This is a genomic window from Janthinobacterium sp. FW305-129 (genome assembly GCF_020858115.1).
Taxonomy (GTDB): Bacteria; Pseudomonadota; Gammaproteobacteria; order Burkholderiales; family Burkholderiaceae_D; genus Janthinobacterium.
The window spans coordinates 295,647-314,627 of the sequence record NZ_JACYMM010000003.1 but is presented as its reverse complement, the minus strand read 5'-3'; the positions used below and the strand labels follow the sequence as shown (position 1 = coordinate 314,627).

The following is an 18,981-nucleotide window of genomic DNA, read 5'->3' as shown; positions in this document are numbered from 1 at the left end:
CTTGCTTTGCGCCGCCTTGACTGTCCTGCTTATGGTTGCAAGCGTTGCATGCTCCATTGCCCGTCAGCACCGCGTGTAAACACGATGCGGTCGTGGAAGCGCGAACGGCGTCCCTGCCAGAATTCGATGCGTTCCGGTTGCAAACGGTAGCCGCCCCAGTGGGCAGGGCGCGGCGGCTGCGCGTCGCCGACGGCGGCGGCCACGGCCTCGTAATGGCTTTCCAGCGCGGCACGGTCGGCGATGGGCGCGCTTTGCTGCGAGGCAATGGCGGACAGCCGGCTTTGCAGGGGGCGCACATTGAAATACTCGTCGCTCTCGGCCGCCGTGGTTTTCACCACCGTGCCCTCGATGCGCACCTGCCGCTCCAGCTCGCGCCAGAAGAACAGCAGCGCGGCGTGCGGGTTGTGTTCCAGCTGCCGGCCCTTATCGCTGTGGTAATTCGTGTACCAGGTAAAGCCCCGTTCGTCGAATTGCTTGATCAGCACGATGCGCGAGCTGGGTTTGCCGTCCGCACTGACGGTGGCCAGGTCCATGGCGTTCGGCTCCATCACTTGCGCGTTGACGGCCTCGGCAAACCATTTCTGGAACTGGGCGATGGGATCGGCCAGCACATCCGTCTCGCTCAGGCTGGACTGGACGTAATCGGTGCGCATGGCTGCCAGCACGGCGGCCGGGTCTGCCTGCACGGGGGCTTCCGCTGCATCGGGCGCGATGCCGCGGCGGCGCTGCATGGCCGTGCCCAGCTGCTCCATCTGCTGCGCGCTGAACAGGCGCTTGGCCATCGGTGCCAGCTGGCCCTCTTCCTTGCTCATGTGGGCCTGGTAGGCGGCCACATAGTCGCGCACGCCATGGGCCGACAGCTGCACGCCCGTGCCGGCCGCGATGGCATCGAGTTCCGGGCGCAGGGTCAGCCAGGCCTGGTCCATGCGCTGGTGGTCGGCGAGGATTTCCGGCACCAGGGTCACCAGCAGGGCCGCATCGTCGCCCGTAGCGGTCGCTTGCAGCATGGGCATCAGATCCTGCTCTTCATCGTCATGGTGCAGATGGGCGGCTTTATTGAAATATTGCAACACTGCCTTGGCCGCCTGCTGCGCGTCCGCCGTGTTGCCGTGCTGCACCAGGTGGGCCAGCAGGTTTTGCAATGTGCTCAGCTGCTTGCGGATCTTGTCGTGGCAATGCTTGAGCACGGCGATGGGCTGGTCAAAGCCGGGAACGGAGTCGAACAGGGGAGTGGTCATGGCGAGTTCTCGTGGTGGGCGGTGTGGGGGCGCGGCGACAGTCTGGCCTTGTCGCTGTGTCAATCCGGCTATTTTAGAATATCCGCCAGCGCAGTGTCCGTTAAAATGGCGCCATGCATACCTCCACCAATGAACTAATTTCCATGGACTTGACCGAGATCGATTTTGAGCGGCGTTTCGGCGGCATTGCCCGCCTGTACGGCGCGCCCGCTTTGGCCCGCTTCCGCGCCGCCCACGTGTGTGTGATCGGCGTGGGCGGCGTCGGTTCCTGGATCGTCGAGGCACTGGCGCGCAGCGCCATCGGCCGCCTGACCCTGATCGACCTCGACAATGTTGCCGAATCGAACATCAATCGCCAGATCCAGGCCATGAGCGACACCATCGGCAAGGCCAAGATCACGGCCCTGGCCGAACGCATCGAATTGATCAACCCCTTGTGCCAGGTCACGCAGATCGAGGATTTTATTACTCCCGATAACCTGGAGCAGTTGCTGGGCGGGCGCGATTTCGACTACCTGGTCGACGCCATCGACAATGCCAAGGCGAAAGCGGCCGTGATTGCGTATTGCCGCGCGCGCAATGTACCGATGCTGACCATCGGCAGCGCGGGCGGGCAGACGGACCCGACTCTGATCGCCGTGCGCGACCTGTCGAAGACGGAGCAGGAACCGCTGCTCAAGCGCGTGCGCAAACTGTTGCGCACCGAATATGGCTTTCCTCGCGGCATCAAAAACAAATTCAATGTCGACGCCGTGTTTTCCATGGAACCGCTGAGCACGCCCGAGAGCGCGGAAGCGTGCGCCATCGATGGCAGCACGCCCGCCGGCGTGACGGGCCTCAATTGCGCCGGCTTTGGCTCCAGCGTGGTGGTGACGGCCAGCTTCGGCATGGTGGCGGCCGCCCATGCACTGAAAAGCTTGCGCCAGGACAAAGTTGCCGCCGAGCCAGTGGCGGTGCCGGACGCCGCCTAAGCCACGCCGCTTAAGTCACGCCGCTTAAGTCAGTTTGCGGCTGGCCAGGATGCGGTAGTCGCCGCTGCTTTTCAGCGATTCCACCAGCACCAGTTCGTCCGCCTGCCAGGCGATGGGCGCGAAGTCCTGGCTTGCCGGCGGCGGCGCCTGGCGCGTCAGGGTCACGTGGGGCGTAAAACGGTCGTGCTCGAAGCGCGGCGCCAGCCCCTGTTGCGCCAGCGCATGCATGCAGGCCGCGCGCAAGTCCAGCAGGGCGGGCGACGGTTGCGCCAGGGCGGCCCAGGCCAGCGCCAGCTGCGTAAAATGACTGGCGTGGTCGAACAGCAAGGGCATGGGACGCGCCGGCAATTGTTCCAGGATATCTTGCAGGGCCGGCAGCTCGCTGGCCGGGCGCTGGCCCAGGAAGGCCAGGGTCAGGTGCAGCTTTTCCGGGCGCACGGGCTTGCCGTCCAGCAACGCCTGCCAGGCGGCCAGGGCCGCGCGCGTGGCCGCATCGGGCCACAGCGCGTAAAACAGGCGGGGGCTATGGATATCGGGCGACAAGTTTTTCCTATCGTTGCGGCGGTTTGCTATGATTGGCGTTCCCTGCCTCTTGCATTGGCAGAGATCTCACCGAAACTCACTGAAAGAATACATCATGACGCGTAGCTCCGTTTTGTTTGCCCTGATCTGCTCCGTCGCCGCGTCGCTGGCGCAGGCACAGGCGCCAGCGCCTGTTCCCGCCTCGGCCGTATCGCTGAGCCCCGGCCCTGTCGCCGATAAATTGATCTTGATCGACAACAAGGTCGGCACGGGCAAGGAAGCGTCCGCCGGCAATACCGTGGTCGTGCACTACACGGGCTGGCTGTACCGTCCGCTGGCGAAAGATTCGCGCGGCAAGAAGTTCGACAGCTCCGTGGGCCGTGGCCCGTTCGACTTCCCGCTGGGCAAGGGCATGGTCATCAAGGGCTGGGACCAGGGCGTGGCCGGCATGAAAGTGGGCGGCAAGCGCACCCTGATCATTCCTGGCGAACTGGCTTACGGCCCGCGCGGCGCCGGCAATGGCGACATTCCGCCGAACTCGGCACTGATCTTCGACGTGGAACTGCTGGACGTGAAGTAATTGTTCAGTTTCGGCAGCGCACCACGTGCGCTGCCGTGAAAAAGCGGTAGACTGGTTTCTTCTGTAATTGCTGTGGAGACTCCCATGAACATCGCCAACGACGTCACTGAACTGATCGGCAACACCCCCCTGGTGCGCATCAACCGCATCGCCGCCGGCAGTGTGGCCACCATCCTGGCCAAACTCGAATTCTACAATCCCGCCCACAGCGTCAAGGACCGCATCGGCCTGTCCATGATCGTCGCCGCGGAAGCGGCAGGCAAGATCCATCCCGATACCGTCATCGTCGAGCCCACCAGCGGCAACACGGGCATTGCGCTGGCCATGGTCTGCGCCGCGCGCGGCTACCGCTGCACCCTCGTCATGCCCGACACCATGAGCCGCGAACGGCGCATCCTGCTGCGCGCCTACGGCGCCGAGCTGGTGCTGACGCCCGGCAGCGAAGGCATGCTGGGCGCCATCCGCAAGGCCGAAGAGCTGGTGGCGGCCGACCCGCGCTATTTGATGCTGCAGCAATTCAATAATCCCGCCAATCCCGCCATCCACCGCGCCACGACGGCCGAGGAAATCTGGCGTGACACGGATGGGCAAGTGGACATCGTCGTCGCCGGCGTGGGCACGGGCGGCACGATCACCGGCATCGGCGAAGTGCTGAAGGAGCGCAAGCCCGGCCTGCAAGTGATCGCCGTGGAACCGGAAGCGTCGCCGATGCTGTCGAAAGGCACCAAGGGGCCGCATCCGATCCAGGGCATCGGCGCCGGTTTCGTGCCGCAGATTTTGAACACGGCCATCTACGACGAAATCATCTGCGTCAAGAACGACGATGCGTTCGCCACGGCGCGCCTGGCCGCCAGCGATGAAGGCTTGCTGGTCGGCATTTCGTCGGGCGCCGCCCTGTGGGCCGCCCTGCAAGTGGCGCGCCGTCCGGAAAACGCGGGCAAGACCATCGTCACCATCATCCCGTCGTTCGGCGAGCGCTACTTGAGCACGGCTTTGTACGCGGGCCTCGGCGACTGATCTTTACTGTTAAACAGTAGCGTCAGGTCTATCCCTTCCGCCAGCGCCCGGTTGCCCGCGTCGCCCGGGTGCAAATGGTCGCCCGAGTCGTAGGCGGGCAGCAGGCGCAGCGGATATGCCGGGTCGCGCGCCCAGGCGTCGAAGTCGAGCACGGCGTCAAACAGGCCGCTGGCGCGTATCCACGCGTTCAGTTGCTGGCGCAGCGCATCTTTATCAAGCTGATAATAGTCGCTCAATGGCGTGCCGGGCAGGGCGCCTGCGAACGACGTCACAGTGGCGCCGACCACGCGCACGCCGCGGCTGCGCGCCTGGGCGACTAGCTGGGCGTAGCCGGCCGTTAATTCCTCCAGGGTGGGACGCTGTTCCCGTGGCGCAAACGCCGTGCCGGGCCAGCTGATGTCATTGATGCCGATCAAGACGACCACCGTGCGCACGCCCGGCTGCGCCAGCACGTCGCGCCCGAAACGGGCCAGGGCGTTCTCTCCCATGCCGTCGGACAGCAATCGTCCACCGGAAATCCCCGCATTGAGCACGGCCACGCCGTGCGGCGCCAGGCGTTCGGCCAGGAAATCGGGCCAGCGTGCATCCATCCCCAGGCTGGCGCTGGCGCCATCGGTAATCGAATCGCCGAGGATGGCCACCGCTTGCGCCCCCGGCGCCGCTGCCACTTCGATGGCGCTGAGCAAGAGGCGCGCCGTGGTGGTCTGCACGCCCGTTTGCGCCTCGTCAATGCGCGCGGCCCGCGTCTGGTCATGCGGCGCGATCCACGCCGTTTCGCGGCCATCCCAATGGAACGTGGCGACGGGACTGGCTTGCGGCAGGTGCACGCTCACCGTCAGCCGGGCCAGGTCCGGCACGGACAGGTCGACAGGGTCGCTGACGAGCGGCGCGCCCGGTGCCATGGTGGCCGCCGGCTGGCCGGCAAAGGTCAGCGTGCGCAGGCTGCCCGCTTCGATGGCCGAGCCGTTCGCCGCCAGGGCTACGCTGGCCGCACCGATGCGCAGCGGCACTTTGCCATACGCATTCGACAGCACGATGCGCACGCGCGGGCCGCCCACGCTGAGGCGCGCCACCTGGCGCACGGTTTGTTCGTGCAGCACGGCGGGCACGTTGGCGGGAAGCACAAAGTCGCTGCCCCACACGGCTTGCGGGCTGGCCGTCCAGCTGGCCAGCCAGCTGAAGGCGGGGGCTGGTGCGAGTTCGGCATTGGCGGCCTGTGCAGGGCTGGTGCTGAATGCCAGGCTCAGCAGGGCGGTGGGGAGAAGGGAAGATCGTTGCATGGCGGCTCGCTTCATCAAGGGGAATGTGCGCATGATGCAAGCAAAGCCATTTATGCACTAGACTATCCTATCGAAGAACATTTATGAGTTGAATTCACAATGGCCAGACTGGAAGTGAACCGCTCCGGCGAGCTGGAAGTGTTTGTGCGCGTCGTCGAGCTGGGCGGTTTTTCCGCCGCCGCGCGCGCCTGCGGCATGACGCCGTCGGCCGTCAGCAAGCTTGTGTCTCGGCTGGAAGAGCGCCTGGGCGCGCGCCTGCTGAACCGCTCCACGCGCCAGCTGCAGCTGACGGCCGAAGGCTGCGGCCTGTATGAACGGGGCATGCAGGTGCTGGCGGCGCTGGACGAGGCCGAGCGCTGCGCGGGCGTGCAGGATGTGCCGCGCGGCAAGATCAGGGTGAATGCCAACGTGCCGTTCTGCCAGCATTTCTTGCTGCCGCTGGCGCCGCTGTTCCTGGAGCGCTATCCCGAGGTGACGCTCGACATCGTGCTCACCGATGCCGTCGTCGATATCCTCGAACAGCGCACGGACGTGGCCGTGCGGGCCGGTCCCCTGAAAAGTTCCAACTTGCTGGCGCGCAAGCTGGGCCAGACGCGCATGGCGATCGTGGCGGCGCCCGCCTACCTGGCGCGGCGCGGCACGCCGCGGGCAGCGGCCGAGCTGGCATCCCATAACCTTCTCGACGCCAATTACGCGCGCGCCCGTTCGGGCTGGCCGCTGCGTCTGCCCGGGGGCGACATCGTCGTGCCGGTCGTGGGCAATGCGCAGGCCAGCGATGGCGAAGCCTTGCGGCAACTGGCGCTGGCAGGACTGGGACTGGCGCGGCTGGCCGCCTTCCAGGTGCGCGCCGATATCGCGGCGGGCCGTTTGCAGGCCGTGCTGGAAGAATTCAATCCGGGCGACACCGAAGAAGTGCACGCCGTCTTCGTGGGCCAGGGCGGGCATGTGCCGCTGCGCGTGCGCGTCTTTCTCGACTTCCTGGCGCAGCACGTGGAGCTGGCTTGATGCGATAGGCTGCAGGCGGACACGGCCGCGCAGTACAATATCGGACGGGCCGCAATGGTTCGGCCCGTATCGTGCCTTTGAATGGAAATATGTTCCTGGTAAAACCTGAACGCCGCCGCCTGCTGCAGGTGGGCGCAACCGTGGCTGTCATCGCGCTGGGCCTGGCCTCGCGCGCCTATCCCCAATTCCTCCCCGCCGCGCTGGGCAAGTATCCGGGCGACGCCCTGTGGGCCATGATGATCGTCTTTGCGCTGGGCATCTTCGCCACGCGCATGCGCACGTGGCAGCTGGCGCTGACTGCGCTGCTGATCTGCTTTGCCGTCGAATTCGGCCAGCTGGTCCAGACGCCCTGGCTCGTCGCGCTGCGCGCGCATCCGCTGGGGCACCTGGCGCTCGGTTCCACCTTCGGCTGGGGTGATTTGATCGCCTACACGGCCGGGGTGGCCGTGGCGGCGTTCATCGACAAGCTGGCGCTGTTCAAGCGCCGCTAGTCTTTACTTCACGTTACCCTCAGCATCGCGCAGTTCCACGGGCGCCAGTTTGAGCTTGCTCAACTGCGGCGCGATCTTGGCCTTGTCGCCCACGCCGATGACGATCAGCTTTTCCGGCTGCAGGTATTTTTTTGCCACCTGCTGCACCTGCTTGTCCGTCACGCCCGCAAAGCGCTGCGGCAAGGTCGCGTAGTAGTCGAGGCCCAGGCCGTAGATATAGGTGTTGGCCATGCTGGCGCTGATGCTGGCATTCGTCTCGAACTGGCCCGGCAGCGACAGCACCTGCGAATTGCGCGCATTCGACAATTCCTTGGCGCTTAACGGCTTGGCGATCATGGCGCGGATTTCCTTGAAGGTTTCCGATACGGCCGGGCCCGTCACGTCCGTGCGCACGCCGGCCGCGATCGAGAACGGTCCCGGCTGGCTGCGGTACTGGAATTGCGAGCGCACGCCATAGGTGTAGCCCTTCTCTTCGCGCAGGTTATTGCTCAGCCGGCTGGTAAACAAGCCGCCCAGCGCCGCGTTCATCACTTGCAGCGGCGCATAGTCGGGCGTCGCGCGGGCCACGGCGATGGTCGACAGGCGCACGGCCGTCTGCGGCGCGCCGGGCTTGTCGACCAGGATCAGCCTGGCTTTCGTCGTGGCCGGCGCCGCCGTCACGGATGGCGCCACGGCGCCCGCCTTCCAGCTGCCGAATTTCGCTTCCGCCAGCGCCTTCAATTGCGCCGCATCGATGTCGCCCGAGACGATCAGCGCCGCATTGTTGGGCACATAATGCTGTTGCCAGAACGCCTGCAGGTCGGCGCGGCTGGTGGCTTTCAGGGCCGCTTCCGTGCCCAGCTGGATGGTGCCGTACGGATGTTGCGGACCGTACAGGGCGGCCGCTTCCACGCGGGCCGCCACGGCCCCCGCGTTTTCGCGCTGCTGCGCCAGTTCGCCGATGCGGCTGGCGCGCTGGCGTTCCACTTCCTCTTGCGGGAATTGCGGGTGCTGCACCACGTCGGCCAGCACGTCGAGCGCTTGCGGGAAGGTGTTTTTCAGCGACGTCAGCTGGGCGAACGAGGCATCCGCGCCGGAACCCGTGCCGAGGAAGGCGCCGAGTTGCGCCACGTCATCGGCGATCTGCGGCGCGCTGCGCGTACTGGTGCCTTCCTGCAGCAATTGCGCCGTAAAGCTTGACAAGCCCGGCTGCGCCAGCGGATTGGCGCCCGAACCGCTTTTTACTACCAGCTGGCTGGAAATCAGCGGCACGGCCGGGTTGTAGTTGTGGATCACGGTCAAGCCATTGCTCAAGGTGAAGGACGTCGCTTGCGGTAGAACAATCTTCGGCGCGGGACCGGCCTTCGGCACTGCGTTGCGCCATGGCTCGTCCGCATTGATGGCCGTGCCCGGCGCCGGTTTGACCTTGCCCGGCGCCGGCGTCGCCACTTCCGGCCCCAGGTCCGGCGTGCCCGGCACGCCATACACGACCACGCGCGCCTGGTTTTTCAGGTAGGTGTCGACGGCGCGCTGCACGCCGGCCGCCGTCACCTGGCGGTAGCGCTCGATATCCTTGCCCAGGTAGCCGGGGTCGCCCAGGTACTGGTTATACTGGTTCATCATGTTGGCGTTGCCGCCCACTTTTTCCACCTGGCTCAGCATGGCTGTCTCGATGCTGTTGCGGGCCCGCTCGATTTCCTTCTCGCTGGGGCCTTTGGCGCGCAATTGCTCCAGCTCCGCCTGCATGGCTTGCTCGATTTCCTCGGGCTGATGGCCGGGGCGGGCCGTCACGTCGATGGTGAACACGGAAGTGAGGGCGTTCGAGCTCTGGCTGGCGCCCACGTCCTGCGCGATCTGCTTGTCGTACACGAGGGATTTATACAGGCGGCTGGACTTGCCGCCGGCCAGGATCTGCGCGGCCATCGACAGTTCCGCATCGTCCGGCGCGTAGGCCGATGGCGTCAGCCAGGCCATGAAGACGCGCGGCAGCTCGACCCGGTCCTGCACCACGATGCGGCGTTCCTGCGTGATGGGCGGCGTCACGACGTCTGGCTTGGCCACGGCGGGGCCGCTCTTGAAGCTGCCAAAATACTTGTTGACCAGTTCCTTGGTCTTCGCCTTGTCGATGTCGCCCGCGATCACCAGGCTGGCATTGTTGGGGCCATAGTATTGGGTAAAGAATTCCTTGATGTCGGCCAGCTTCGCGTTCTGGATGTCCGCGTGCGAACCGATGACGCTGGCGTAATACGGGTGGGTCTTCGGAAACAGCTGGTGGTACAGGGCTTCCTGCACGATGCCGTAGGGTGCGTTTTCCACGCTCTGGCGCCGCTCGTTGCGCACCACGTCTTGCTGGTTCGTCAGCGCCGTCTGGTCGAGCACGTCCAGCAGGTAGCCCATGCGGTCGGAATGGGCCCACAGGGCCAGTTCCAGCTGGTTCGACGGCACCGTGTCGAAATAATTGGTGCGGTCGAAATCCGTGCTGCCGTTCGAATCCGTGGCGCCCGCGCCTTCCAGCAACTGGTCGGCCATGCCGCGCGGCACGTGCTTGGTGGCGGCAAACATCATGTGCTCGAACAAATGCGCAAAGCCCGTCAGGCCCGGCGCTTCATTCGCCGGTCCCACGTGGTACCAGATGTTGACGGCCGTGACGGGCAATTTATGGTCTTCCACGAGAATCACGTCGAGGCCGTTCGGCAGCGTATATTTTTCGTAGGCAACATTTGGCACGGCCGTGGCTGCCGTCGCGGCAGCGGCGCCGGCGGCGTGGGCGAGCGTGAGCGGGGCGCCGTACAGCGACAGCATCAGGGCGGGTATGGCCAGCAGTTTGATCGGTTTCATGCATGCTTCCAGGCTAGGGTGGGGAAGACGCTGCGGCCCGCTCGTGGCGGGCCCAGCGCGACGGTGCTACAGTTTATACAGCAGGGCCGCGCCGCCCAGCACCAGCAGGGCGCAAGCGACGGAGACGAGGGCCGCCGCGCCCAGCAAACGCCATTCGCGCGGCGTAAAGAGGGGGGCAGGCCCGGGCGCTTGCGGCGCGGGCCGGGGCATGGCTGGTGCCGGTTCGGGCGGCAAGCCGCCCGTGGCGCGCGCCTGCGCGGCCAGCGCCTGGGTGGCGGCGTCCAGCAAGGCCAGCTGGCGCTCGACGGTTTCCGCCAGCACGGCTTCGTTCAGCGCCACCAGGGCGAATATCGGGTCATCGACGTCGATCTTGATGCCCGTCTTGTCGAACACGTGGCTGCGCAGTTTGTGCTGGTCCATCTACCATTGCACCTTGTCGAGCTGTTCGAAGATGTCGCGGTAGACGACCTTGATGCGCTGCTTTTCCATGATGTTGAACTTGTCGTTCTGCAACACTTCCTGCATCGTCAGGCGCGCCGTATTCATTTTCTTGACGTCCGCACCAAACGTGTCGGGATTGCGCTGGCTCAAGGTGATGCTGCCTTTCACGCGCGCGCGGTTGTCGGCATACGATTGCGATTCGACAAACTGCTTGCCCGACGCCGATTGCAGCAGGCCGAAGTGTTCGTTCTGCCACAGCACCAGCGGCACTTTCGTCGCCTGTGCCGTGGCGACGAAGCCCGTGGCCGTGTCGTGCAGGGTGTCGCCGCCGCCGACGATGGTGTGGATGTACACCTTGCGGCCCGATTCTTCCAGCAGCGCGAAACAGTCGTTTTCCAGCAGGTAGCCCATCAGCGGCGAAAACGTGTTCGCGCCATTGTCGACCACGCAGTTGCCGTCCGTATCGAGGATGTCGATCATCAGCGCGTCGAAGCGTTTCGGATCGATGTTGCGCGCATCCGTCATCACGGGCACGTGTTTGACATTCATCGCCTTGTAGCGCGAGAACGTGGCGTTTTCCTGGTCGGTGTCATAACAGCGCAAAGGCGTGTCGTCCTTGCCGCCTATCCACTGGGCCAGCAGGGTCGAGACGAGGGTCTTGCCGATGCCGCCCTTGCCCTGCAGGATGAAATGTACCGTGTTTTGCATTGCGACTACTCCAAGTTGTTGCGTCAGTGACAATCAAAGATCCGTGACAGCGGCGCAGGCGCCCGGCCAGGCCACGACTGGCATTTTTACCACAATCCTTTGCAAATATGCCATGCGGAACAGCGAATCTGGTTATGATGTTAATCAGGATACCATTGATACAGAGCAAGTTTTGTGTGAAAAATCCACCCCAGCGTGTGTATGAGGACGCAGTGCCGATCTCCAGTCTCGATAAAGCCGACATTGACCGTCTGAATCAGCAAGCCCTGTCTTGCCTGGTGGGCAACCGCCGCCAGGCGCGGCGGCTGGCGCAGATGGCGCTGGCGGCGGCGCAACGGCAACAGTATGCGCGCGGCGGCGCGTATGCGGAACTGAATCATTGCTGGCTCGCGTATTACGCGGGCGAAGCCGAACCGTCGTGCGAGCAGCTGCGCGCGTATTTCCAGCACAGCGGCGACCTGGAAGGGGGCATGGAAGTGGCGGCCCTGCAGGGCGCGTACGCGAGCCGGCGCGGCGATTTTGCCGATGCCGAGCAGCATTTCCTGCAGGCGCGCAGCCAGGCCGCGCAGATCCCCGATTCCCTGCATAAATTCATGCTGTACGCGCGCCTGGGCGTCGATGCCCTGAACCGTGGCGACACGCAGGACGGCCCGCGCAATTTTTTGCTGGCGCTGGACATCGCCGAGCGCTTCGGCAGCCCCGCGCACCGCGTCAACAGCCTGTCGAACCTGGCGTCGTCGCAGCACGACCTGGGCAACGACGAAGACGCCATCCCCCTGCTGGTCGAGGCGCTCGAGATCATCGGCACGCAAAAGCTCAAATACCAGCAAACCATCGTCTCGGCCAACCTGGCCATGTGTTTATTAGCCACGGGCAAGCCGGCCGAAGCGCTGGCGCTGGTCGAACCGTTTTACGAATGGCCGGAAGAAGACCTGGCCGTGCGCGCCTTTTTGTTCTGCATCGCCGCCCACGCCGCCATCCTGCTGCAGCGGCCCGACAGCGCGCTGCAACTGCTGCTGCGCGCCGAAGAGTATGCGCGCCGCGGCCAGGACCTGGAAGAGCAGATGCACGCGTGGCTGGTGCGCGGCAAGCTCGACCTGCACGCGGGCCAGACGGCGCAGGCGCTGGCCTCGCTGACGCAGGCGCACAGCCTGCTGAGCTGGACGCGCAATCCGTTCCACCAGCAGCAGATCCTGCGCGGTTTGTCCGATATCAATGCCCAGCTGGGCGAATGGCAGGCTGCGTATGGCTTTTTGCAGCAATACCAGGCCGCGTACGAGGCCAGCAGCAAGTCGGCGCGCGCCTCGCGCAGCCTGATGCGTAACCTGGAAAAGGAAATGCACAGCCTGAAAGCCGAGCGCGACAAGGCGCTGGAGTTGCAGGCGGCGCGCGAAACGGAAAACGCCAAGCTCGAGCACCTGAACCGCGAACTGGCGCACCAGATCCTGCACGTCAATTCCCTGCAGGACAGCCTGAAGGAACAGGCCATGCGCGACCACCTGACGGGCCTGTACAACCGCCGCCATTTCGAAACCTGCCTCAATGCCATCCTGCACGCGGCCGACGCGAACGCGCCCGTGGCCATCGCCATCATTGACCTGGATTTCTTCAAGCGCGTCAACGACACGTACGGGCACAACTTTGGCGACGAGGTGCTGATCCAGTTCGCGCGCCTGGTGGAGAGCCAGCTGCGCGGCAGCGACATGGTGTGCCGCTATGGCGGCGAGGAATTCTGCCTGCTGTTGCGCGAAGCCGACAGCAGCATCGCCGCGCACAAGATCGACGACATCGCCGCGCGCTACCGCCAGCTGCTGATCCAGCAGGCGCCGCACAGCCTGTCCGGCTGCACTTTTTCCGCCGGCATCGCCGAGTATCCGCGCCACGGCGCCGGCCGCCACGAATTGCTGATGCGCGCCGACAGTGCCCTGTACGCGGCCAAGCAGGCCGGGCGCGACCGCGCCTGCATCGCCGAGGCTACCGGATAAAACGCAGCAGTTCGCGCAGGGCGTGCGCCACCGCCTGCTCGCGCACGGCCTGGCGGTCGCCCGCAAACACCAGCCGCTGCGTCTGCACGCGCCCGTCCATGGCCCAGCCGAAGCAGACGGTGCCGACGGGCTTGCCGGGCACGCCGCCCGTGGGGCCGGCGATGCCCGTGGTCGAGACGGCCACCTGGGCTTCGCTGTGGGCCAGCGCGCCTTGCGCCATGGCGGCGGCCACTTCCTCGCTGACGGCGCCGTGGGCGGCGATCAGCTCGGCGGGCACGCCCAGCATGCCGCTCTTGGCCCCGTTCGAATAGGTGACGAAGCCCCGCTCGAACCAGGCGCTCGAACCGCTGACGTCGGTGACGGCTTGCGCCACGCCGCCGCCCGTGCACGATTCGGCCGTGGCCAGCAGCAAGCCCTTCGCCTGCAGGGCCTGGCCGACGGCGGTGGAGAGGGGGACGCGTTCGTTGCTCATGGATGACTCCTGCAGGCGGTGGAAAAGGGTGGCAAGACTGTAGCATGGCCCACGGTAAAAGAAACTTTCCCCGGTACCAGCGAAAATGCGTACACTCTTTTATACATTTGCTACCACTTCGGTCCGGCAGGCGCTCTGTCGCTGCGCTACCCTGGTGCGCATCGCCCGAACAGGCACGCGGCATGGTGCCGCGCCTTCGTATGCATTATCTTTACTCGGTTGTCATGGCAATTCTGAACTGGACCTGGTGGCGTCATCCTGGCCCCCTGCGCCGCACCGTGCGCGGCGGCCATCGCTCCCTGCACTGGGGCTGGCTATTGCTGCTCCTGGGCGCGCTGTGCGCCGAGGCGCAGGCGCAAGTGCCGGGCGACCTGGAGCGCCAGGTCAAGGCCGCGTACCTGTACAAGTTTGCCGGCTATGTCGAATGGCCCGAGGGCAGCTTTGCCCGGCCCGACTCGCCGCTGGTGATCGGCGTGGCGGGCGCCGATGCGCTGGCCGAGCAGCTCGAACAGAGCGTGGCCGGGCACAGCGTCAACGGCCGCGCCGTGCAGGTGAAAAAAGTGCGCCGCGGCGAAGCGCTGGCCGGGCTGCACGTGCTGTACCTGGGCGCGCTGGAGAAAACGGCGCTGCAGGAGATGCTGGCCGCCAGCCGTGGCCTGGCGTTGTTGACGGTATCCGATTCGGATGAGGTCTACGCGATGGGCAGCATGATCAATTTTGTCATGGCCGAAGACAAGGTGCGCTTCGACGTGGCCTTAAAACCCGTGGCGCTGGCGCATATCCGCATCAGCGCGCGCATGCTGCTGGCCGCCTACCGCGTGCAGACGGGAGGCGCCTGATGATACGACTGCGTTCCATCCGCCACAAGCTGATGTCGGTGGTCTTGCTGACTACCCTGGTGGCGCTCGTCATTTCGCTGGGCACCATCGTCGTCTACGACTTGCGCGCCTACCACCGCAACCTGGTGGCCGACATCAGTACCCAGGCCGAGCTGCTGGGGCACATGAGTTCGGCCGCGCTGGCCTTCGACGACGAACGCCTGGCGCTGGAAAACCTCAACCTGATGCGCATCCGCCCGCGCGTGACGGCCGGCGCCCTGTACAAGGCCGACGGCAGCCTGTTTGCCAGCTACCGCGCAAACGAGCAGGTGGGCGAGCTGCCGGCGAAGGTGGGCAAGGAAGGCGAAACCATCCAGGGCAGTTCGGTGGAATTGTTCAAGCCCATCGTCGACAATGGCGAACTGCTGGGCACCGTCTACCTGCGCGCCGATTACGAGCTGGCCGGCCGCACGGCCGATTACCTGGCCATCGCGCTGGGCGTGACGGTGCTGGCGCTGCTGGTGGCCTTGCTGCTGCTGCGCCGTCTCGATTTCGTCATCACCCAGCCCATCCTCGATATCGCCGACGTGGCGCGTGAAGTGATCGAGACGGGCGACTACTCGCGCCGCGCGCGCAAGCTCAGCGTCGACGAAGTGGCGCAGCTGGTCGATTCCTTCAACAAGATGCTGGCCGAGATCGAGCTGCGCACGCAGGCGCTGGAGCGCTCGAACGGCGAGCTGGCGCGCGAGGGCGAGCAGCGCACCCAGGCGCAGCAGGAAGTCATGCGCCTGAACCAGGAGCTGGAAGTGCGCGTGCACGAGCGCACGATGCAGCTGGAAATGACGAATGGCGAACTGGCCATGGCGATGGAAGAGGCGCGCAGCGCCAACTATGCCAAGTCGGCCTTCCTGTCGTCGATGAGCCATGAATTGCGCACGCCGCTGAATGCCATCCTGGGCTTCGCGCAAATCCTCAGTTCCGACCGCCTGCCGTCGACCCTGGAACAAAAGAAGGAATTCGCCGGCCATATCCTGAAATCGGGGCGTCACTTGTTGACATTGATCAATGAAATTCTCGATCTGGCGAAGGTGGAATCGGGCACGGTCAGCCTGTCGCTGGAACCGGTGGCGCTGGACGCCATCTTGCAGGAATGCCGCGACATGATCGCGCCGCTGGCCAGCCAGCGCGGCATCGGCATGGACTTTCCCGACGCCTGCCCCCTGAACGTGCTGGCCGACCGCACGCGCCTCAAGCAGATTTTATTGAACCTGCTGTCGAATGCGCTCAAGTACAACCGCGAGCAGGGGCAGGTGGCCATCGCTTGCGCGCCGCAGGCGGGCGGGCGGGTGCGCATCAGCGTGCGCGACACGGGCGTGGGCCTCGATGCCGAACAGGTGGCGCTGCTGTTCCAGCCCTTCAACCGGCTGGGGCAGGAAGGCGGCACGGAAGAGGGCAGCGGCATCGGCCTGGTGGTCACCAAGCGCCTGGTGGAGCTGATGGATGGCAGCATCGGCGTGACCAGCGCGCCAGGCGAAGGCAGCACGTTCTGGATCGAGCTGCGCGTGGTCGATGCCTTGCCCGCGCCCGCACCGCTGGCCTTGCCGCGCCCGGACCTGGCCGGCGCGCTGCTCGAGCACAGCGCCCCCGTGACCTTGCTGTACGTGGAAGACAATCCCGCCAACCTGACCCTGGTCGAGGAAATCGTGCGCTACTGCCCGCAATTGCAGCTGCTGACGGCCACGGATGGCCGCCTGGGCGTGGAGATGGCGCGCACGCACCTGCCGCAGCTGATCTTGATGGACATCAACCTGCCGCATGTGAATGGCACGGACGCGCTGAAACTGCTGCGCGCCGATCCGCGCACGGCGCACATTCCCGTCATCGCCCTGACGGCCAACGCCATGCCGGGCGACGTCGAGCGCAGCATGGCGCTGGGCTTTTACCGCTATCTGACCAAGCCGATCAACCTCGATGAATTTACCGAGGCGATCAACAGCACCCTGGCCTACGTGGCACAGCAGCGCCGGCAGAAAGGCAAGGGGGCGCCGTGATCAGCCAGGCCGATATCTATGCGGCGAAAATCCTCATCGTCGACGACCAGGAAGTCAATTTGCGCCTGCTCGCGCATTTGCTGGAAGGCGGCGGCTACACGGCCATCAGCAGCACCCTCGACGCGCGCGCCGTGGCCGGCCTGCACCAGCGCCAGCAGTTCGACCTGATCATCCTCGACCTGGTGATGCCCGGCATGAGCGGCTATGAGGTGATGGATACCTTGCGCCCGCTGGAACTGGAAGGCTATCTGCCCGTGCTGGTGATCGCCGCCGACCCGGACGCCAAGCTGGCGGCGCTGGAAGCGGGCGCGCGCGACTTCATCAGCAAGCCCTTCGATGCGCTCGAAGTGCTCACGCGCATCCGCAACATGCTCGAAGTGCGGCTGCTGCACCGCGCCGCGCGCCACTACAACACCTTGCTCGAACGCACGGTGGGCCAGCGCACGGCCGAATTGCAGCGCTTTCGCGGCGCCATGGACGCCACCAGCGACGCCATCTTCCTCGTCGACGTGCTGGGCATGGCCCTGGTCGACGCCAACGACGGCGCCTGCCGCCTGCTCGGCTATGCGCGCGCCGAACTGCTGGCGCTGGCGCCCGGCACCCTGCTGCCGTCGCCGCCGGCCCCGCCGCTGGCCGCGCTGCCGGGCGGCCCGGCCCACCTGGCCACGGAAGTGACGGAATGCGAACTGGTGCGGCGCGACCTGAGCCTGGTGCCCGTGGAACTGGGCTGGCACTGGTATGCGCAGGCGCCCGTGGCGGGCGGCCATCCTGGTACCCCTGGCACGGGCGGCCTGCTGCTGATCGCCGTGGCGCGCGACATCAGCGAACGGCGCCAGGCGCAGGAGCGCCTGAAGCACCTGGCCCATTACGATGGCTTGACGGGGCTGCCGAACCGCAGCCTGTTTTACCAGACGCTGGCCCAGGCCGTCGAACTGGCGCAGGAAAAAAGCTGGCGCATCGTGGTGCTGTTCATCGCGCTGGACCGCTTCAAAAGCATCAACGACACCCTGGGCGCGGCGCTGGGCGACGAACTGCTGCGCCAGTTCAGCAACCGCCTGGTCGAATGCGTGCGCCTGCGCGACACGGTGGGGAGGCTGGGCAACGACGAATTCGCGCTGATATTGACCATGAGCCGCAACCAGCAGGAAGCCGTGGCCGTGGCCAACCAGGTGCGCGAAGCCTTGCGCGCGCCGTTCGACCTGCGCGGCCATGCTGCCACCCTGACGGCCAGCATCGGCATCGCCATGTATCCGGACGACGCCACCGACCCGGAAACGCTGATCAAATACGCGAATACGGCCATGGGCGGCGCCAAGCAGGCGGGGCGCGACGGCTACCGCTTTTTCACGGCCGGCATGAACGTGCAGGTGCTGGCGCGCCTGGACCTGGAACTGGCGCTGCGCCATGCGCTCGAGCACGACCAGTTCATCCTGTACTACCAGCCCAAGGTGGATTTGCGCACGGGCCGCATCAGCGGCGTGGAAGCGCTGCTGCGCTGGCGCCGCCCCGGCTATGGCCTGGTGGCGCCGGCTGAATTCGTGCCCGTGCTGGAAGACACGGGATTGGTCGTGCGCGTGGGCGCGTGGGTGATCCAGGCTGCCTGCCGCCAGATCGCCGAATGGCGCGACAGCGAAGTGGGACCCGTGCGCGTGGCCGTGAATGTGTCGAGCCGCCAGTTTGCCGAGGGCGACCTGGAGGGCGAAGTAACGCGCGCGCTGGCGCAGTACGGCGTGGCGCCGGAATTGCTGGAACTGGAATTGACGGAAACGGCGCTGATGTCGAACGCCGAGCGCACCATCGTCGTGCTGGGAAAATTAAAGAAAATCGGCGTGAAGGTGGCCATCGACGATTTCGGCACCGGCTATTCGAGCCTGGCGTATCTGCAGCGCTTCCCCATCGACAAGCTGAAGATCGACATCGCCTTCGTGCGCAACATCACCAGCAACCCGAACGACGCGGCCATCGCGCTGGCCATCGTCAGCATGGCGCACAGCCTGAAACTGAGCGTGGTGGCCGAGGGCGTGGAATCGCGCCCGCAGCTCGAATACCTGCGGCGCAACCGCTGCGACGAGATCCAGGGCTTTTATTTCAGCCGCGCCCTGCCGGCGCTGGAACTGGGGCAGATGATCGCCGCCGGCGCCGGCCTGCCGCCCGGCCACGACCCGGCCGCCCAGCCCGCGCAAACCCTGCTCATCGTCGACGACGACGTCAACGTGCTGTCCTCGCTGCACCGCCTGTTCCGCCCCGAGGGCTACCAGATCCTCACGGCCAGCACGCCGGCCGAAGGCTTTGAAATGCTGGCCCTGCACCGGGTCCACGTCATCGTCTGCGACCAGCGCATGCCCAGCATGAGCGGCACGGAGTTCTTGAGCAAGGTCAAGGAGCTGTATCCGGAAACCATCCGCATCATCCTGTCCGGCTACACGGGCCTGGAAGCCGTGCTCGACTCGATCAACCGGGGCGCCATCTATCGTTTTTATACGAAGCCGTGGGATGACACCCAGCTGCGCGACAATATTCGCCTGGCCTTCCAGCACTACTGGATGGTGAACCAGCCGGGGCTGGCGCGCACGGCGGTGCGCTAG

The 18,981-nt window shown here is 65.6% G+C and carries 16 protein-coding genes; 9 read left to right on the top strand and 7 right to left on the bottom strand.

Annotated elements, in window-relative coordinates; translation table 11 throughout:
* Window positions 1-29: 29 nt before the first annotated feature.
* Window positions 30-1,238 carry a pyridoxamine 5'-phosphate oxidase gene (pdxH, locus tag IGS61_RS07755; protein ID WP_230539057.1) on the bottom strand — a complete coding sequence of 403 codons (1,209 nt, stop codon included), beginning with the start codon at window positions 1,236-1,238 and terminating at the stop codon, window positions 30-32.
* Between the two features lie 113 nt (window positions 1,239-1,351).
* On the opposite strand from pdxH, the gene tcdA reads away from it, so the two are divergent.
* Window positions 1,352-2,209, top strand: a complete 858-nt coding sequence (gene tcdA / locus IGS61_RS07750; RefSeq protein ID WP_230539056.1) for a tRNA cyclic N6-threonylcarbamoyladenosine(37) synthase TcdA — start codon at window positions 1,352-1,354, stop codon at window positions 2,207-2,209.
* 24 nt (window positions 2,210-2,233) lie between these two features.
* Here the strand turns inward: tcdA and thpR are convergent, their stop codons facing one another.
* Window positions 2,234-2,752: an RNA 2',3'-cyclic phosphodiesterase gene (gene thpR / locus IGS61_RS07745; RefSeq protein ID WP_230539055.1), complete on the bottom strand. Its 519-nt coding sequence runs from the start codon at window positions 2,750-2,752 to the stop codon at window positions 2,234-2,236.
* Window positions 2,753-2,846: 94 nt separating this feature from the next.
* Between thpR and IGS61_RS07740 the strand changes: the two genes are divergently transcribed.
* Both IGS61_RS07740 and cysK read left to right on the top strand, forming a co-directional pair.
* On the top strand, window positions 2,847-3,311 hold the full coding sequence (locus tag IGS61_RS07740; RefSeq protein WP_230539054.1) for an FKBP-type peptidyl-prolyl cis-trans isomerase: 465 nt from the start codon (window positions 2,847-2,849) through the stop codon (window positions 3,309-3,311).
* A gap of 84 nt (window positions 3,312-3,395) precedes the next feature.
* Window positions 3,396-4,328, top strand: coding sequence for a cysteine synthase A (gene cysK, locus IGS61_RS07735; protein WP_230539053.1), 933 nt, complete (start codon window positions 3,396-3,398; stop codon window positions 4,326-4,328).
* Here the strand turns inward: cysK and IGS61_RS07730 are convergent.
* Window positions 4,289-5,608, bottom strand: a complete 1,320-nt coding sequence (locus tag IGS61_RS07730) for an SGNH/GDSL hydrolase family protein (protein WP_230539052.1) — start codon at window positions 5,606-5,608, stop codon at window positions 4,289-4,291. The two genes, cysK and IGS61_RS07730, sit on opposite strands and share 40 nt — an antisense overlap.
* 99 nt (window positions 5,609-5,707) lie before the next feature.
* On the opposite strand from IGS61_RS07730, the gene IGS61_RS07725 reads away from it, so the two are divergent.
* Complete coding sequence (locus IGS61_RS07725; protein WP_230539051.1) at window positions 5,708-6,613, top strand: LysR family transcriptional regulator; 906 nt, start codon at window positions 5,708-5,710, stop codon at window positions 6,611-6,613.
* A gap of 89 nt (window positions 6,614-6,702) precedes the next feature.
* Window positions 6,703-7,104 carry a ribosomal maturation YjgA family protein gene (locus IGS61_RS07720; RefSeq protein WP_230539050.1) on the top strand — a complete coding sequence of 134 codons (402 nt, stop codon included), beginning with the start codon at window positions 6,703-6,705 and terminating at the stop codon, window positions 7,102-7,104.
* Window positions 7,105-7,107: 3 nt separating this feature from the next.
* Here the strand turns inward: IGS61_RS07720 and IGS61_RS07715 are convergent, their stop codons facing one another.
* The 3 genes from IGS61_RS07715 to IGS61_RS07705 all read right to left on the bottom strand — a co-directional run bounded on the left by IGS61_RS07715 (window position 7,108) and on the right by IGS61_RS07705 (window position 11,070).
* Window positions 7,108-9,921 (bottom strand): M16 family metallopeptidase, encoded by a 2,814-nt coding sequence (locus IGS61_RS07715; protein WP_230539049.1) that lies wholly within the window; start codon window positions 9,919-9,921, stop codon window positions 7,108-7,110.
* Window positions 9,922-9,987: 66 nt separating this feature from the next.
* Window positions 9,988-10,341 carry a hypothetical protein gene (locus IGS61_RS07710; protein ID WP_230539048.1) on the bottom strand — a complete coding sequence of 118 codons (354 nt, stop codon included), beginning with the start codon at window positions 10,339-10,341 and terminating at the stop codon, window positions 9,988-9,990.
* On the bottom strand, window positions 10,342-11,070 hold the full coding sequence (locus tag IGS61_RS07705) for a hypothetical protein (RefSeq protein WP_230539047.1): 729 nt from the start codon (window positions 11,068-11,070) through the stop codon (window positions 10,342-10,344).
* Window positions 11,071-11,282: 212 nt separating this feature from the next.
* Between IGS61_RS07705 and IGS61_RS07700 the strand changes: the two genes are divergently transcribed.
* Window positions 11,283-13,055 carry a GGDEF domain-containing protein gene (locus tag IGS61_RS07700; RefSeq protein WP_230539046.1) on the top strand — a complete coding sequence of 591 codons (1,773 nt, stop codon included), beginning with the start codon at window positions 11,283-11,285 and terminating at the stop codon, window positions 13,053-13,055.
* Here IGS61_RS07700 and IGS61_RS07695 read toward each other — a convergent pair.
* On the bottom strand, window positions 13,045-13,527 hold the full coding sequence (locus IGS61_RS07695; RefSeq protein WP_230539045.1) for a CinA family protein: 483 nt from the start codon (window positions 13,525-13,527) through the stop codon (window positions 13,045-13,047). The genes IGS61_RS07700 and IGS61_RS07695 overlap by 11 nt on opposite strands.
* Window positions 13,528-13,751: 224 nt before the next feature.
* Between IGS61_RS07695 and IGS61_RS07690 the strand changes: the two genes are divergently transcribed.
* The 3 genes from IGS61_RS07690 to IGS61_RS07680 are packed head-to-tail and all read left to right on the top strand — an operon-like array spanning window position 13,752 to window position 18,981.
* A complete protein-coding gene (locus IGS61_RS07690; protein WP_230539044.1) occupies window positions 13,752-14,366 on the top strand; it encodes a YfiR family protein in 615 nt (204 codons plus the stop codon).
* The gene (locus IGS61_RS07685) at window positions 14,366-16,396 is read left to right on the top strand and encodes an ATP-binding protein (RefSeq protein ID WP_230539043.1); all 2,031 of its coding nucleotides are present in this window, start codon (window positions 14,366-14,368) and stop codon (window positions 16,394-16,396) included. Before IGS61_RS07690 ends, IGS61_RS07685 begins: the two co-directional genes overlap by 1 nt.
* Entirely contained in the window at window positions 16,393-18,981 is a 2,589-nt protein-coding gene (locus IGS61_RS07680) for an EAL domain-containing protein (protein WP_230539042.1), read from the top strand. Before IGS61_RS07685 ends, IGS61_RS07680 begins: the two co-directional genes overlap by 4 nt.

Excerpts from the sequence above, each read along its gene's own strand:
- pdxH (WP_230539057.1), bottom strand. The coding sequence starts at position 1,238 with ATGACCACTCCCCTGTTCGACTCCGTTCCCGGCTTTGACCAGCCCATC.
- tcdA (WP_230539056.1), top strand. The coding sequence starts at position 1,352 with ATGCATACCTCCACCAATGAACTAATTTCCATGGACTTGACCGAGATC.
- IGS61_RS07740 (WP_230539054.1), top strand. The coding sequence starts at position 2,847 with ATGACGCGTAGCTCCGTTTTGTTTGCCCTGATCTGCTCCGTCGCCGCG.
- cysK (WP_230539053.1), top strand. The coding sequence starts at position 3,396 with ATGAACATCGCCAACGACGTCACTGAACTGATCGGCAACACCCCCCTG.
- IGS61_RS07730 (WP_230539052.1), bottom strand. The coding sequence starts at position 5,608 with ATGCAACGATCTTCCCTTCTCCCCACCGCCCTGCTGAGCCTGGCATTC.
- IGS61_RS07725 (WP_230539051.1), top strand. The coding sequence starts at position 5,708 with ATGGCCAGACTGGAAGTGAACCGCTCCGGCGAGCTGGAAGTGTTTGTG.
- IGS61_RS07720 (WP_230539050.1), top strand. The coding sequence starts at position 6,703 with ATGTTCCTGGTAAAACCTGAACGCCGCCGCCTGCTGCAGGTGGGCGCA.
- IGS61_RS07715 (WP_230539049.1), bottom strand. The coding sequence starts at position 9,921 with ATGAAACCGATCAAACTGCTGGCCATACCCGCCCTGATGCTGTCGCTG.
- IGS61_RS07710 (WP_230539048.1), bottom strand. The coding sequence starts at position 10,341 with ATGGACCAGCACAAACTGCGCAGCCACGTGTTCGACAAGACGGGCATC.
- IGS61_RS07705 (WP_230539047.1), bottom strand. The coding sequence starts at position 11,070 with ATGCAAAACACGGTACATTTCATCCTGCAGGGCAAGGGCGGCATCGGC.
- IGS61_RS07695 (WP_230539045.1), bottom strand. The coding sequence starts at position 13,527 with ATGAGCAACGAACGCGTCCCCCTCTCCACCGCCGTCGGCCAGGCCCTG.
- IGS61_RS07690 (WP_230539044.1), top strand. The coding sequence starts at position 13,752 with ATGGCAATTCTGAACTGGACCTGGTGGCGTCATCCTGGCCCCCTGCGC.
- IGS61_RS07685 (WP_230539043.1), top strand. The coding sequence starts at position 14,366 with ATGATACGACTGCGTTCCATCCGCCACAAGCTGATGTCGGTGGTCTTG.